General features: G+C 75.0%; 14 protein-coding genes. 6 read left to right on the top strand and 8 right to left on the bottom strand.

What is annotated here, in order from left to right; translation table 11 throughout:
* The first annotated feature begins 422 nt into the window (after nt 1-422).
* The gene (locus tag MNY62_RS18055; protein ID WP_242345590.1) at nt 423-722 is read left to right on the top strand and encodes a hypothetical protein; all 300 of its coding nucleotides are present in this window, start codon (nt 423-425) and stop codon (nt 720-722) included.
* Nucleotides 719-1,159, top strand: a complete 441-nt coding sequence (locus MNY62_RS18050; protein WP_242345589.1) for a hypothetical protein — start codon at nt 719-721, stop codon at nt 1,157-1,159. Before MNY62_RS18055 ends, MNY62_RS18050 begins: the two co-directional genes overlap by 4 nt.
* 39 nt (nt 1,160-1,198) lie before the next feature.
* On the opposite strand, the gene MNY62_RS18045 is transcribed toward MNY62_RS18050, so the two are convergent.
* From MNY62_RS18045 to MNY62_RS18030, 4 genes are all read right to left on the bottom strand, one after another.
* Nucleotides 1,199-4,627 (bottom strand): error-prone DNA polymerase, encoded by a 3,429-nt coding sequence (locus MNY62_RS18045; RefSeq protein WP_408629094.1) that lies wholly within the window; start codon nt 4,625-4,627, stop codon nt 1,199-1,201.
* Between the two features lie 76 nt (nt 4,628-4,703).
* A complete protein-coding gene (locus MNY62_RS18040; protein WP_242345587.1) occupies nt 4,704-6,257 on the bottom strand; it encodes a Y-family DNA polymerase in 1,554 nt (517 codons plus the stop codon).
* Complete coding sequence (locus MNY62_RS18035; protein WP_242345586.1) at nt 6,247-6,984, bottom strand: DNA recombination/repair protein RecA; 738 nt, start codon at nt 6,982-6,984, stop codon at nt 6,247-6,249. The genes MNY62_RS18040 and MNY62_RS18035 overlap by 11 nt, the downstream gene beginning before the upstream one ends.
* 316 nt (nt 6,985-7,300) lie before the next feature.
* Nucleotides 7,301-7,453: a hypothetical protein gene (locus tag MNY62_RS18030; RefSeq protein ID WP_242345585.1), complete on the bottom strand. Its 153-nt coding sequence runs from the start codon at nt 7,451-7,453 to the stop codon at nt 7,301-7,303.
* On the opposite strand from MNY62_RS18030, the gene MNY62_RS18025 reads away from it, so the two are divergent.
* On the top strand, nt 7,431-7,853 hold the full coding sequence (locus tag MNY62_RS18025) for a hypothetical protein (RefSeq protein ID WP_242345584.1): 423 nt from the start codon (nt 7,431-7,433) through the stop codon (nt 7,851-7,853). The two genes, MNY62_RS18030 and MNY62_RS18025, sit on opposite strands and share 23 nt — an antisense overlap.
* 78 nt (nt 7,854-7,931) lie before the next feature.
* Here MNY62_RS18025 and trxA read toward each other — a convergent pair whose 3' ends face one another.
* The 3 genes from trxA to MNY62_RS18010 form a co-directional block, all read right to left on the bottom strand.
* Nucleotides 7,932-8,327, bottom strand: coding sequence for a thioredoxin (gene trxA / locus MNY62_RS18020; protein WP_242345583.1), 396 nt, complete (start codon nt 8,325-8,327; stop codon nt 7,932-7,934).
* Between the two features lie 191 nt (nt 8,328-8,518).
* Complete coding sequence (locus MNY62_RS18015; protein WP_242345582.1) at nt 8,519-9,067, bottom strand: response regulator transcription factor; 549 nt, start codon at nt 9,065-9,067, stop codon at nt 8,519-8,521.
* Nucleotides 9,064-10,437: an ATP-binding protein gene (locus MNY62_RS18010; protein WP_242345581.1), complete on the bottom strand. Its 1,374-nt coding sequence runs from the start codon at nt 10,435-10,437 to the stop codon at nt 9,064-9,066. Before MNY62_RS18010 ends, MNY62_RS18015 begins: the two co-directional genes overlap by 4 nt.
* 160 nt (nt 10,438-10,597) lie before the next feature.
* Between MNY62_RS18010 and MNY62_RS18005 the strand changes: the two genes are divergently transcribed.
* Nucleotides 10,598-10,864 carry a DciA family protein gene (locus MNY62_RS18005; RefSeq protein WP_242345580.1) on the top strand — a complete coding sequence of 89 codons (267 nt, stop codon included), beginning with the start codon at nt 10,598-10,600 and terminating at the stop codon, nt 10,862-10,864.
* Complete coding sequence (locus MNY62_RS18000) at nt 10,865-12,487, top strand: CAP domain-containing protein (protein WP_242345579.1); 1,623 nt, start codon at nt 10,865-10,867, stop codon at nt 12,485-12,487.
* 76 nt (nt 12,488-12,563) lie between these two features.
* Here MNY62_RS18000 and MNY62_RS17995 read toward each other — a convergent pair whose 3' ends face one another.
* On the bottom strand, nt 12,564-12,788 hold the full coding sequence (locus tag MNY62_RS17995; protein ID WP_242339112.1) for a hypothetical protein: 225 nt from the start codon (nt 12,786-12,788) through the stop codon (nt 12,564-12,566).
* Between the two features lie 274 nt (nt 12,789-13,062).
* Here MNY62_RS17995 and MNY62_RS17990 point away from each other — a divergent pair.
* A partial coding sequence (locus MNY62_RS17990) for a hypothetical protein (RefSeq protein ID WP_242345578.1) occupies nt 13,063-13,258 on the top strand: 196 nt, incomplete at its 3' end.

Genomic DNA, 13,258 nt, shown 5'->3' with positions numbered 1-13,258 from the left:
CGTGCGATACGCCAGGGGTTTCGCGGGCGTTTGGAGAATCGGTCGAGCGAGGTCCGCTCGAAGAGGGGTTCCAGCGGACGGCAGGACGACCCACGAGAGTGCGAGCGCCGGCAGGGACGGAACCCGAGGCGACGTCAGTCGGTGGCGGCCGCCTGCGCGAAGACATGGGGTGACGCTCCGTGAATGCCACCTCACGAGGTTCGAGTCGAAGCCGGCCGAGGTCACCGTGGCGCGCCGCCTGGGCGGGACCTCACGTCCTCGGCGGGCCACGATGGACGGGGACAAGGTACGGGGAGCGGTGCCGTCCGCCAGACGCCGCCGGCAACGCGGGGCTGCGGGCGCTGGCTGCACATGGGCGACGGTGCCGAGGCCGACCGCGTTGCATTGCGGTCCGTGGGTCGGGGCGGTGCCTACCGAGTCCAGTGGCCCGCCTGCGGGCGCGAGGTCCCGCCACGTGGGGCGGCGCGCTGCGGGCGGGGTGGGTGATGGGCTCGGCCTCGGTCGTCGGAGCCGGCGAGGTCGAGGTCGAGGTCGCGGTCGAGGTCGCGGTCGCGGTCGAGGTCGAGGTCGAGGTCGAGGTCGGATCGGATCGGGGCCTCGAGCCGCGGGGCGCTCCCTCCACCGGCGCCGGGTCCCTCCTCCCCTTCCCCCGTTTCACCGTCCGCCATCCGTTGCCCCTGGAACGGCAGAGCCGAACGTTCGTGGCGGAGGTCTCGCCATGACCGCGCGTGCGCGTGCCGCCACTGCCCTCCTGCTCCTCCTGGCCGGAGGATGCGGCTTCTCGCGGGGCGCGGTGCTTGCGCGCCGGGTCGAGCCCGGTCCGCCGCTGGAGGATCCCGGGTCGGAGGCGTACCGGCTGTGGCACGACGGCGCCGGGTGGCACCTGCGCGCGCGGGCAGACCTGCCGCGGCGGTTCCACGGCGAGATCGCGGGTGCCAGCGGCCGGGTGACGCCGCAGGGCGTGGCGCCGGACGCGGTGAGCGCCGGCGGCGGCCGCATCCGCTTCTCGTTCCTGGCGGGCGACGACGCGGGGTTCGACTTCGGGGGCAGCTGCGTGAACCTGGCGCTCTACATCGACGGGGATCCACGCCCGCTCCGTGTCTTCATCGGCGCGTTCGGCGCCGCTCCGGGACGGGTGCCCTACCGGGTCTGCCCGTAGAGATCCGGATCGCGGCCGCAGGGTCACCGAGGCCGGGGCTCAGCGGAACTCCCGCGCGCGGTTCCCCACCTGCGGGGCGAGGGCGAGCGGCGCGACCGAGCTCACGCGCACGTTCACCACCTCGCCGCTCCGCTCCACCCGCCCGCGCGCGACGAGGAACGGCGCGCCGCGCACCACCGGCCGAAAGCGCTCGTAGACGTCGGGCATCACGACGAGGTTCGCGATCCCGGTCTCGTCCTCGAGGCTCACGAACACGATCCCCGCGGCGGTCTCGGGACGCTGCCGGACGATGACGAGCCCGGCGACCTCCACGGGGGCACGGTCCGGGAGGCGGGCGAGCTCGCGTGCGGTGCGGACGGTCGCGCTCGGGAGCGCGGCGCGGAGGACCGCCATCGGATGGCCGCGCACCGAGACGCCGGTGGTCGCGAAGTCGGCAGAAACCTCCTCCGCGGCGCTCGCGGGTGGCAGCGCGGTAGCCGGCTCCGCCGGGGTCACGCCCGCGAACAGGTCGCCCCCGTCCGCCTCCATCGCGAGGCTGCGCCACACCGCGCTGCGCCGATCCGGCGCGAGCGGCCCGAGGGCGTCCGCCTCCGCGAGCCGCACGAGCCACGCGCGCGACACCCCCGCGCGGCGCACGAGGTCGCCGAGGTCCGCGAATGGCCGCGCGCACCTGGCAGCGACGATCGCGTCGCCCACGTCGCGCGGCAGCCCGCGGACGAGGTGGAGCCCGAGCCGGAGCGCGGGTGTGTCGCCGGGAGCAGCCGGCGCGCCCGCCGCGCCCTCGAGCGCGCTCTCCCACCCGCTCGCGCAGACGTCGATCCCCCGCACCTCGACCCCGTGGCGCTTCGCGTCCTCGATGAGCGTGTGCGGCGCGTAGAAGCCCATCGGCTGGCTGTTCAGGAGGGCGCAGGCGAAGGGGGCGGGATGATAGCGGCGGATCCAGGCGGAGGCGTAGACGAGCAGCGCGAACGAGGCGGAGTGCGACTCCGGGAAGCCGTAGCCGGCGAACCCGAGCAGCTGGTGGAAGATGAGCTCCGCGTCCGCCGCGGAGATGCCGCGCTGCTCCATGCCCGCGAGGAGGCGCGCCCGCATCGCGGCGAGCTTCTCGTGGGAGCGCCGGTGGGTCATGAGGCGGCGCAGCTCGTCGGCCTCGCCCGGCGTGAACCCCGCCGCGACCACGGCGAGGCGCATGATCTGCTCCTGGAAGAGCGGCACGCCGAGGGTCTTCGCGAGGACGGGCTCGAGCGGCGGGTACGGGTAGCGGACCTGCTCCTTGCCGTCGCGCCGGCGCAGGTACGGGTGGATCATCCCGCCCTGGATCGGGCCCGGACGCACGATCCCCACCGAGATGACGAGGTCGTAGAAGTTCCGGGGCTTGAGCCGCGGCGCGAGCGACATCTGCGCGCGCGACTCGATCTGGAACACGCCGATCGAGTCCGCCCTGCAGAGCATGTCGTAGACGGCCGGGTCCTCGGCCGGGATGGTTGCTAGGGAGTCGGGATGAGGGACGGCGCTCAGGAGCGCCGGCGCCGGCCGGTGGGCGGCGAGGAGCGCGAGCGCGCGCGAGAGCGCGGTCAGCATGCCGAGCCCGAGGAGATCGACCTTCAGCAGATCGAGATCGGCGAGGTCGTCCTTGTCCCACTGGACGATGGTCCGCCCCGGCATGGCGGCCGGCTCGATGGGCACCGTCTCGCAGAGCGGCCGGCGCGTGATCACGAACCCGCCGACGTGGATCGAGAGGTGGCGGGGGAAGCCTTGCAGCTCGCGCGCGAGGTCGAGCGTCATGCGCACCCGCTCCGACGCATCGACGTCGAGCCCCGCCTGCGCGAGGAGCTCCGGTCCGACCTGCGAGAGGTCCTCGTACATGCCGATGAGCTTCGCGAGCCGATCGACCTGCGGGAGCGACAGGCCGAGCGCCTTGCCCACGTCCCGGAGCGCGGACTTGCCCCGGTAGGAGATGACCTCGCAGACCATGCCCGCCCGATCGCGCCCGTACCGCTCGTAGACGTACTGGATCACCTCCTCGCGCCGCTCGTGCTCGAAGTCGACGTCGATGTCCGGCGGCTCGCCGCGCTCCGCCGAGATGAACCGCTCGAACAGGAGGCCCATGCGGACGGGATCGATCGCGGTGATGCCGAGCACGAAGCAGACCGCGGAGTTCGCGGCGCTGCCGCGCCCCTGGCACAGGATCCCGCGCGATCGCGCGAAGCGGACGATGTCCCAGACCGTGAGGAAGTAGCTCGCGTACCCCAGCTGCTCGACGAGCTCGAGCTCCCTCGCGAGCTGCCGGGCGACCTCCTCCGGAAGATCTCCGCCGTAGCGCCAGCGTGCCCCTTCGCGCACGAGCTCGCGGAGAAGCGCCATGCCGGTGATGGCGTCGGCGGAGTCGGTCGCGGTCGCGGTCGCGGTCGCGGTCGGGGTCGGGGTCGGGGTCGGGGTCGGGGTCGCGGTCGGGGTCGAGGTCGAGGTCGAGGTCGAGGTCGAGGTCGAGGTCGAGGTCGAGGTCGAGGTCGGGGTCGGGGTCGGGGCCGGGGTCGGGGTCGAGGTCGTTCGCAGCGACCGGTTCGGCGCCGGCGCGACGGCGCGCTCGTCCTGAGGCGGGCTCGACATCGCGACCGCGGCGCCTCCCGCGAGGGCGGAGCGTTCGAGGACGACGGGCGGCAGCGGGTGCTCGCCCCGGATCTCTTCCATCCGGAACCGGCATGTGTCCGCGATCTCCGCTGCGGCCTCGAGCCCCTCGGGGAAGTCGCTCCAGAGCCGCGCCATCTCCTCCGGCCCCTTCAGCGTCCGCTCCGCGTTCGGGAAGAGGCGGCGGCCGGCGCGATCGACGGTGGTCCCATGGCGGACGCAGGTGAGCACGTCCTGCAGCACCTGCCGGCGCCGGTCGTGCGTGTGGACGTCGTTCGTGACCGCCACGCGGATCTCGAGCCGCCGGCCGATGGCGCGCGCGGCGAGCACGCGCGCCTCCTCGCCCGCCACCCGGTGGCGCGCCACCGCGAGCGCGAGGCGCGGGCCGAAGATCTCCTTCAGCCGTGCGGCCGCGTCGCCGTCGGCGCCGGGATAGAGCGCGAAGAGCCCGCGCGCGCGCGCCGCCACCGCCTCGAGCGCGAGGGCGACCTCCTCCCGCGGGCGCCGCGGCGCCGCCCGCGCCGGATCCTCCGCCCCGTGCGCGCGCGTCGCGAGCCGGCACAGACCCGCGTACCCCTCACGATCCTGCGCGAGCAGCACGAGCCGCGCCGGGCGGCCCGGCGTGAGCCCCGTCACGACCAGCTCCCCGCCGACGACGAGCGGGAACCCGCGCCGCTTGGCCTCGGTGTGCGCGCGGACGATCCCGTACAGGCCGCTCACGTCGGTGAGCGCGAGCGCCGAGAGCCCGAGCTCCGCGGCGCGAGCGACGAGCTCCTCCGGGTGGCTCGCCCCCTCGAGGAAGGAGAAGCAGGAGTGGCAGCGGAGCTCCGCGTAGCGCACCGCGGCGGGCCGCGGCGCCTCCCGCGCGCCGGCCCCGATCCCACCCGTGTCGATCCTGCGTCGCTCGTGGTTCACGTCAGTCGAAATATCCGTGCAGGTAGAGCCGCCCGTCGGCGGCGTCCCGGTACACCCAGCAGTCCCCGAGGCCGTCGAGCCGGACGCGGTAGTAGTCGCGGTCGAAAGGCACGGGCGCCCACCACTCCCCGCGCAGCCGCTCCGGGCCCTCCATCGCGAGCACCGCGCGCGCGCGGCCCTCGACCCGGAGCGCCGTCACGCGCCCCCCCTCGCCCTCCGCCAGGATCGGCATGGGCGGCTCCACGAGTCGGGTGGGCCGCGGCTCGGCCACGGGGGATGGCGCGAGCACCCCGGCGCCGAGTGCCCGCGTCGTGGAGCCGCGCGCGCCGCCTGGGCGAAACGGAACGGCGCGGTACGCCGCCTCGGGACGGTACCGCTCGACCGGCTCGGCCGCGAAGAGCGCGCCGTCGCCGAGCCGCACCCCCAGTCGCGCGAGGACGGTCTCGAGCGCGGCGAGCGCCTCGGGGCGGTCGTCGATCGCGAGCTGCTCCGCCGCGAGCGGCGCGACCTCGATCGCGGCGAGCTCGACGGCGGTCACCGCCCCGGGGAGCCGCAGCGAGAACACGTGCTCCTTCGCCGGGACGAGCCAGCGCGCGGCGGAGGCGGTCGGCTGCGCGAGCGGCACGATGACCCGCTCCTCGCCGCGGGGATCGAGCTTCAGGACGACCTTGAGCCGCGTCGCACCGAGGCCGCGGCCGGAGAGGCGCGCGGCGACCCGATCGGCGAGCCGCTTCAGCGCAAAGAGGAGCGGCTCGGCGCTCTCCGCCGGCGCCTCGAGCTCGAGCGCCTCGACCGGCAACGTCTCCGGCACGTACGGCGAGAGCGGCGTGTCGTCCTCGCCGCGGGCGAGGCGCGCCGCGGCGACGCCGTCCGGTCCGAACCGGTGCGCGAGGGTGCCCGCCGGGAGCCGCGCGAGCGCGCCCGCGTCGCCGATCCCGAGCCCGCGCAGCCGGGCCCCCACCGCCGGCGCGAGCCCGAGCGCCTCGAGCGGGAGCGCCGCGATCGCACCCGCGGTCGCCTCGGGCGCGACGTGGAGGAGCTCGCCGGTGCGGGTGAACGCGCCGTGGCGCACGAGCGCCCGCGCCGCGGCGCGACCGGTCGCGACCGCCGCGCGCGCCGCGTACCCCATCTCCGCCGCCGCCGCGATCGCGCGCTCCGCGAGGATCCGCTCGCCCGCGCTGAGCGCAGCGGTGTTCGGCCTCGCAAGAAGCCCTGCGGCGCTCGCGTCGAGGAGCACCACGTCCGGCGCGCACGGCTCGACCGCGGGCGCGAGCAGGAGCACCGCCTCGGCGACCGCGCGCAGCGCGGCGCGATCCGCCGCGGGATCGAGCGGAACCGTACGCATCCGACCGCACGCGGCGAGCGCCTCCGACAGCGTGGCCCCGGGGCGGACGCCGTCCGCGGCCGCCGCGCCGTCGCAGTGCACGATCCGGCCCTCGGAGACGACCGCCAACGGGCCGTCGCAGCCGTCGGCGCGCTGGCGCCGCGCGCGCTGGAGCGGCAGCTCGGGGAGACACAGCGCGACGACGCGCAGCCCGCTCGCCTCACGCCGCATCGTCACCCTCCTGGACCACCGCCCGGGGCCGCCACGATGCGCGCAGGCCGGCACCGTGCGAACGGAGCGCCGCGCCGCTCGCCCGCGCCGCCTCGTCCGGCACGTGCTGGCGGCGCCCGACGATCCGCCCATCCTCCGCGCTCAACTCGAGCCGGACGGCCACCGGCACGCGGAGCGCCGCTCCGCCGGGCGCGACGAGCCACAGCCCCACCGCGCCACCCTTCTCGGCGGCCGCCTGGAGACGGCGCGCGGCAGCGTCCGCCCCCCGCACGGCGCGCGCGACGGGCACGTCGACCGCCACGGCGGCGAACGCGCCCGAGGCGAGGAGCGCCTCCGCGGCCCACAGCGCGACGAGCGCGGGGTCGCGCGCCGGGCCTTCGGCGGACGTGCGGGGCGGGGGCCGCACGACGAGGAGGCGTGCGAGGTCGACCCCGAGCACCGCGGCTGCAGGCGGATACAGCTCGCCTCGGCCATCGACGTAGGCGGCGAGGTCTCCCGGTCCGAGCGCCGCAAAGAGCGCCAGCGCGATCGCGGTCTTCCCGCTCGCCGGCCCACCCGCCAGCTCTGTGAGTGCGCCACGACGGAAACCGCCCTCGGGCAGCAGCGCGTCGATCTCGGGGCGACCGCACGCGAGCGCACCCGCCCGTCGAGCGGGGCGCCGCTCGATGCGGCGGATCTCGTCGCGGAGCCGCTCGACCACCTGATGACGCTCCGCACCCGCCGACATGACGCCGCTGCCTCCGCGCAGGAAGATAACTGCTCATGCGTTCAGTCCGCAACCTGTAGCAATTCGCTCTGACACGCGGGACCTCGATGCTCACCGTATGCGCACACAAGAGAGCCACGGCAGTTCGGCCGGGCTCCGTCATTCGGAGCAGGGAGGGTATTGGAATGAAGCGTCTAGGATGGGGAACCGTGGCCGGCATCGGCGTCGCAGGCCTTCTCGTCGCGGGGATCCCCGCGCACGCGCAGTCGGGCTCGACGGCAGGCTCCACGACCAGCGGCCAGTCGACCGACGATCGGATGGGCGGCTCGACGTCGTCTCAGACCGGCTCGACGACCGGGTCCGGCTCGACGTCGCCGCAGAGCGGCTCGACCATGGGCACCGGTTCCAGCAGCACGACGAGCGACATGGGCACCGGCTCCAGCGGCACGGCGAGCGACACGTCCGGCATGAAGAGCAAGAACGAGCTCACGGGCAAGGTCGAGAAGTTCGACCGTGACACGAAGGAGCTCACGCTCGCGAACAGCGACAAGAAGCTGAAGGTGAGCGACAGCACGCGCGTGATGAAGGACGGCCAGCGCGCTTCCCTCAGCGACATCAAGGAGGGCGACCAGGTCCGCGCGAGCTTCTCCGGCACGGGCGACACGCTGCAGGTGAACCGGATCGACGTGATGACCTCCGGTTCGATGGGGACCGGCGCGGGCGAGACCGGCACCGGCATGGGCACGGGCACGACGACGACCACGCCCCCATCCGACACGGGCACCGGCACGACCAAGCCCCCGTCGGACACGGGCACCGGCGCGACCGGAACCGGCACGACGGGCTCCGGCTCGAGCGGCGCGACGCCGCCTCCGAGCAAGGGCTACTAGCTCACGTCGGCACTCTGACGGACGAAGGGCGGGCGGCCGCACGGCCGCCCGCCCTTTGCTTTCGTCGCGATCTTCGCGTCAGACCGTGGCGCGCTTCGCGCTCCCGTCGCGCTCCTGGGCTGCGATCTCGGCGCGAACCTTCTCCATGTCGAGCGCTCGGACCTGGCGAATGAGATCCTCGAGGGCCGCCTCCGGCAGCGCGCCCGGCTGCGAGAACAGCAGCACCTTGTCGCGCAGGATCATGAGCGTCGGGATGGAGCGGATGTCGAACGCCCCGGCGAGCTCCTGCTCGGCCTCGGTGTTCACCTTGCCGAAGGTGACGTCCGGGTGCTTCGCCGCGACCTTCTCGTACGTGGGCCCGAACACCCGGCACGGGCCGCACCAGGGCGCCCACCAGTCGATGAGGACGATGCCGTCCTTCTCGACCGTCTCCTTGAAGTTCTTGCCGGTGATCTCGACCGTCGCGTTCCCCATCTCCAATCCTTTCAGCGCCGCCCGCCGTCCGTCGGCCCCAGGCGCCTGTCGAAAAGTTGGATCCGCCGAGCGCCGAAAGGATTCGGGGCGCGTCCGCGGACGGACGACGCCCCGGGAGGGCCACGGCGAGGCGGCGAGCGGCGTGGCGGCAGGGCCCCGTCCAGCACGCCGCCCGTGCGGGCGATCCCGCGTCAGCGCGACGGCGGGTATTTGTGGAGCTTCCGCTGCAGCGAGCGGCGGTGGATCCCGAGCCGCCGCGCCGCCTCCGAGATGTTGCCGCCGCAGTCGGTGAGCACGCGCTGGATGTGCTCCCACTCCGCGCGCGCGAGCGACGGCGTCTCGACGCCGGATTGCTTCGCGGTGTTCGTGCCGTTCAGCGCGGCGAGGATCTCGTCGGCGTCGGCCGGCTTCGGGAGGTATCCGACGGCCCCCTCGCGCACGGCCTCCACCGCGGTGGAGATGCTGCCGTAGCCGGTGAGCATGAGGACGCGGGTCGCGGGATCGTGCCTGCGCAGCTCTTTCAGCAGATCGAGCCCGCCGCCGCCAGGCATGCGCAGGTCGAGGACGGCCATCTCCGGCGATTCCCTCGCCGCCTCGCGCAGCGCCTCGTCGGCGCTGCCGGCGGTGCGGACCTCGTAGCCGCGGGCGCGGATGGCGGTCGCCAGGCGCTCGCGCAGGACCTCGTCGTCGTCCACGAGCAGGATGCTCGGGAGGGTTTCGTGCGTTCCTTCGACGTTCATGGACCGCTCCTCTCGGCGGCGTCCGCCGCCGGCAGATCGATGCAGGCCTCCGTCCCGGCACCGGGACGCGAGGTGATTTGAAAGCTTCCCCCCAGCTGCTCGACGAGGGCCCGGGTGAGGAACAGACCGAGGCCCATCCCCTCCCCCGGACTCTTGGTGGTGAAGAACGGCTCGCCCACGCGCCGGAGCACGTCGGCCGTCATGCCGCGCCCGCGGTCCACCACCCGCGCGCGAACCCAGCCCTCCGTCGCCGCGAGGCGCAGCGTCACGCGCTCTTCCGGAGGCGAGGCCTGGATGCCGTTCTTGAGCAGGCCGCGGAGCGCGTCGCCGAGGGCGCGGGGCGGCCCGACGAGGTACGCGTCGAGCGAATCCTCCTCGGGCGCGAGCTCGACACGATCCCGCGCCGGGAGCCCGTCGAGCGCCGTCTCCACCCAGGCGCGCACGCTCATCGGCGCGAGCGGCTCTCCGGCGTGCTCGCCCGCGTTCGCGGACATGCGATCGAGGATGTCGCGGCAGCGTCCGACCTGCTCGCGCACGAGCTGGAGATCGCCGCGCACCTCGGCCGGCACGTCGGGGAGCGAGCGCTGCAGCTCCTTCGCCACGACCGCGATCGTGGAGAGCGGCGTCGAGAGCTCGTGCGCCGCGCCGGCCGCGAGCGTCGCGAGCGACGCCAGCTTCTCGCGCCGCTCGACGAGCGCGCGCGCCTGCTGCAGCTCCCGCTCGCGCGCGGCGAGCGCCCGCGAGACGCGCTGGACGAAGAACACGATGAACACCGACGCGATGGCGAACGCGATCCACATGCCGCGCAGGTGCGAGTCCATCATCTGCGCCGCATCCATGTGCGTGCGGATGTGGTGCGCCGGCGAGGTCGCCTCCTCGTGGAGGTAGAGCGACGCGAACCCCGCGAGGCTCGCCACCATCAGCGTCCACGACCAGCGGGGCGGCAGGAGGACCGCGCCGAGCGCGACGTTGACGAGGTAGAGCGTGGAGAAGGGGTTGGAGGCGCCGCCGGTGAGATCGAGCAGGACCGTGAGCACCGCGGCGTCGAGGAACATGACCGCCGCGACGCTCGCGCTCGTGGCGTGCGGGCTGGCGTGCTGCGCCCACGTGCGGAGCGCCAGGTTGCCTCCGACCTCGAGCACGAGGATCGCGAGGAGCGGCACGATCGGGACGCCGATGTGGGTCCAGGACGACGCGCCGACCACGATGGCGACCTGGCCGAGGATCGCCCACCAGTGGAGCTGGACGATCCAGGAGAGGTTCAGGCGTGCGCGCTCGACGCGCGTCTCGCCGCGCGCCGTCGTGTGATGTGGGACGGGGGTGGTCGCGGGTGCTTCCACCGTCGCCATCTGGGCCTGCGGGGCGCGCATCGACCGATACCTCCAGGCGAAACTACCACACCCGAACGCGTGCGGCCGCCGCGCGACCCGTTGCCGCAGGCGTGCCTCACGGCGCGGCTGCTTGACGCATGTCGCGCGCTGACCGTACGTTGCGACCCCCGTGAGAGGCCGCCGCCGAACCGTCGCTTCCGTGCTCGCCGAGACATTCTCGCAGTGGCCCGCCGCGCAAGGCGCAGCGCTCACCACCGCGTTCGCCGATGCCTGCGGGCCGCGCCTCGCGCGAGAGGTCTCGATGCGCGGGGTGCTGCGCGATGGCCGCCTCCTCGTGCTCGTTCGCTCGGAGGAGTGGGCAGCCCAGCTGGTCGCCCTCGAGAGCCCGCTGTGCGAGCGCGTGAACGCTCGCCTCGGCCGCGTCGTCGCGAGCGGCCTCGAGGTGCGCGTGGCGCCGGAGCGCTGATTGCGCGCGGGAGCGCCGGCGCGCGCCCGGTCGATCGCCGCGCTCGCGACGACGATCGTGGCGCTCCTCGCGGGATGCGCGGCGCCGCGCCCGCCCGGCCCCACCGCGCAGGGGCCCGACGCCGCATCCGGGACCGCTGGCCCGGGCGCAGTCCCGCAGCGCGCCGCGGCGCCCGCCCAGGGGAGCTACGGCCCCGAGCCCGAGGCGACGCTCGCGCCTGTCGAGCAGCGCCTCCTCGACGTCGCGTTCGCGCACCTGCGCGGCGCGCGGTCCTCCGGGGCGCTCTCGCTCGCCGCGCGCGAGCTCGCCGCCAGGGCCGCCGCGGGCGATCCCGAGGCGACCTCGGGCCCGGCCTCGCGCGAGGCGCTCGCGCGGGCCCTCTGCTACGATCCGTCACCGACCGTGTACTCGCTGCGCGCGCGCGCCGAGGACGCCCCCGACGCGCTGGCTCGGCTCCTGCCCGGCTCCGCGGCGAGCCACGTCGGGGCGGGGGCGGTCGAGCGCGACGGCGTGCTCTACGCCTTCGTGCTCGCGTCGCAGCGCAAGGCGGCGCTCGAGCCGTTCCCGCGCGAGGTGCCGGCGGGCGCCGCTGCGGTGCTCTCGGGCACGCTGTCGCGTGGCCTGCGCGCCGCCCGCGTGTTCGTCACGGTCCCGGCAGGCGACGCGCGAGAGGTGGACACCGCAGCGAGCGGGAGCGGCTTTCGGGCGCGCCTCTCCTTCCCCTCGCGCGGCCGGTACACGGTGGAGGTGGTCGGCGAGAGCGCGCGCGGGCCCGAGGTCGCCGCGATCCTGACCGTCGCCGCGGGCGGCGTCGCGGTCGAAGCGCCTGCGCGGGCCGCGCTCGCGGCCGTCGACCCCGAGGACCCTGCGGCCGCGGAGGCGGCGATCGTCAGCGCGATCAACGCGACGCGTCGCCGTCGCGGCCTGCCGGCGGTGACGGCCTCGGCGGAGCTCTCCGGGGTGGCCCGCCGGCACAGCGCCGCGATGCGCGACGCGGCGACGGTGGCGCACGTCCTCCCCGGCTCGGGCGAGGTCGGCGATCGGCTGCGGCGCGCCGGGGTGGCGTACCGCTTCGCGTACGAGAACGTCGCGCAGGGGCCGAGCGCGGTCTCCGCGCACGCCAAGATCGAGGAGAGCCCGGCGCACCTCGCGAACCTCCTCGCCCGGGCGACAGGGGTGGGCGTGGGCCTCGCGCGCGGCACGCTCCCCTCCGGCGCTCCTGCGGTCTACCTCACCGAGGTCCTCGTGCAGCCGCCCGACGACGGCGCCGAGAGCGCGCTCCTCCCCGACGCGCGCGTGCGCGAGGCGCTCTGGCGCGAGCGCGCCCGGCTCGGACGCCCGCCGCTCCTCGGCGACCCCGCGCTCGACGCGCTCGCGCGCGACGCCGCCGAGTCGATGCGGCGCGCGGACTCTCCTGACGCGGGTGACCTCGGGGCGCGAGCGCTCGCCGGCAGGGGCGTCGCCGCGGTGGACGTGTTCGTGGCGAGCGCGCCCGCGGAGGCGACCCGGTCGCGCAACCTGCCGGATCCACGCTTCCATCGCGTGGGGGTGGGCGTGGCGACGGGGGACAGCCGGCGGTACGGTGCGCGTCGGCTCTGGATCGCGGTGATCTACACGGACTGACGGGGAAGAGCGCGCCGTCCGGACGCATCGAGCGCACGCCCGGGTACGCCGGGGTCGCGGTGTACGTCTGGCGGGGCTAGACGAGCCTCCGCTGGGTGGCGTAGCTCTCGAGTCCCCCCTCGACCTCGGGCTGGAGGGCGTGCAGGGGGCAGCGGGTGCACGTCCAGCTGTTCCAGCCCTGCTTCACGGCCTCGTCGAGACAGGCGTCGTAGTAGTTGCAGAAGAGGTTGCGGTGGCCCTCGACACCACGGTCGGGGTTGATCGGAGCGGTGAGCTCGGTGGGGCACGGCTTGTCGAGCACGATGGACTCCTCTGGATGGCCGGGCCATCCCTCCAGGCGGCGCGAAGGCGCGACCCGCCCCCGTCCGATCGCCGCGGTCCCCCCTCGAGAACCGGCGTACGACCCGGCGCCGATGCAAGCGCCGTGGCTCGCGCGAGCCCCTCATCGACAAGGGCTGGGCGCGCGCGCTATATGGCGCCGCTCGATGCAGCGAGTCAAGCCCCACCAGACGCGGAGTGAACCCGCTCCCGCGCGCGGCCTGGAAAGGTTCGCACGCGCGTGGGCTTACGCCCGCGTGGGTTTCGCGCTGCTTGCTTTACTATCGGTTGCTTCCGCGCGCGCCGCCGCCCGGGAGCCGCTGTGCGATTGGCTCTCCGGCATTTCCGAGGCCGCGCAGGCGCAGGCGGACGGCGACGGGGCGGCGGCCGAGATGGCCGCGCGTCGCGCCCTCGCCGCACGGCCGCGCGGCGCCGCGGGGGGGCGCGCGTCGG

This window comes from Anaeromyxobacter terrae, assembly GCF_022690685.1.
Lineage (GTDB): Bacteria > Myxococcota > Myxococcia > Myxococcales > Anaeromyxobacteraceae > Anaeromyxobacter > Anaeromyxobacter terrae.
This window is presented reverse-complemented; position numbering and strand designations above follow the sequence as displayed.

What these genes read in the sequence shown, in the direction of transcription:
- trxA (WP_242345583.1), bottom strand. Translation starts at nt 8,327, where the DNA reads ATGGGGAACGCGACGGTCGAGATCACCGGCAAGAACTTCAAGGAGACG.
- MNY62_RS18015 (WP_242345582.1), bottom strand. Translation starts at nt 9,067, where the DNA reads ATGAACGTCGAAGGAACGCACGAAACCCTCCCGAGCATCCTGCTCGTG.
- MNY62_RS18010 (WP_242345581.1), bottom strand. Translation starts at nt 10,437, where the DNA reads ATGCGCGCCCCGCAGGCCCAGATGGCGACGGTGGAAGCACCCGCGACC.
- MNY62_RS18025 (WP_242345584.1), top strand. Translation starts at nt 7,431, where the DNA reads ATGAAGAGCAAGAACGAGCTCACGGGCAAGGTCGAGAAGTTCGACCGT.
- MNY62_RS18035 (WP_242345586.1), bottom strand. Translation starts at nt 6,984, where the DNA reads ATGTCGGCGGGTGCGGAGCGTCATCAGGTGGTCGAGCGGCTCCGCGAC.
- MNY62_RS18040 (WP_242345587.1), bottom strand. Translation starts at nt 6,257, where the DNA reads ATGCGGCGTGAGGCGAGCGGGCTGCGCGTCGTCGCGCTGTGTCTCCCC.
- MNY62_RS18050 (WP_242345589.1), top strand. Translation starts at nt 719, where the DNA reads ATGACCGCGCGTGCGCGTGCCGCCACTGCCCTCCTGCTCCTCCTGGCC.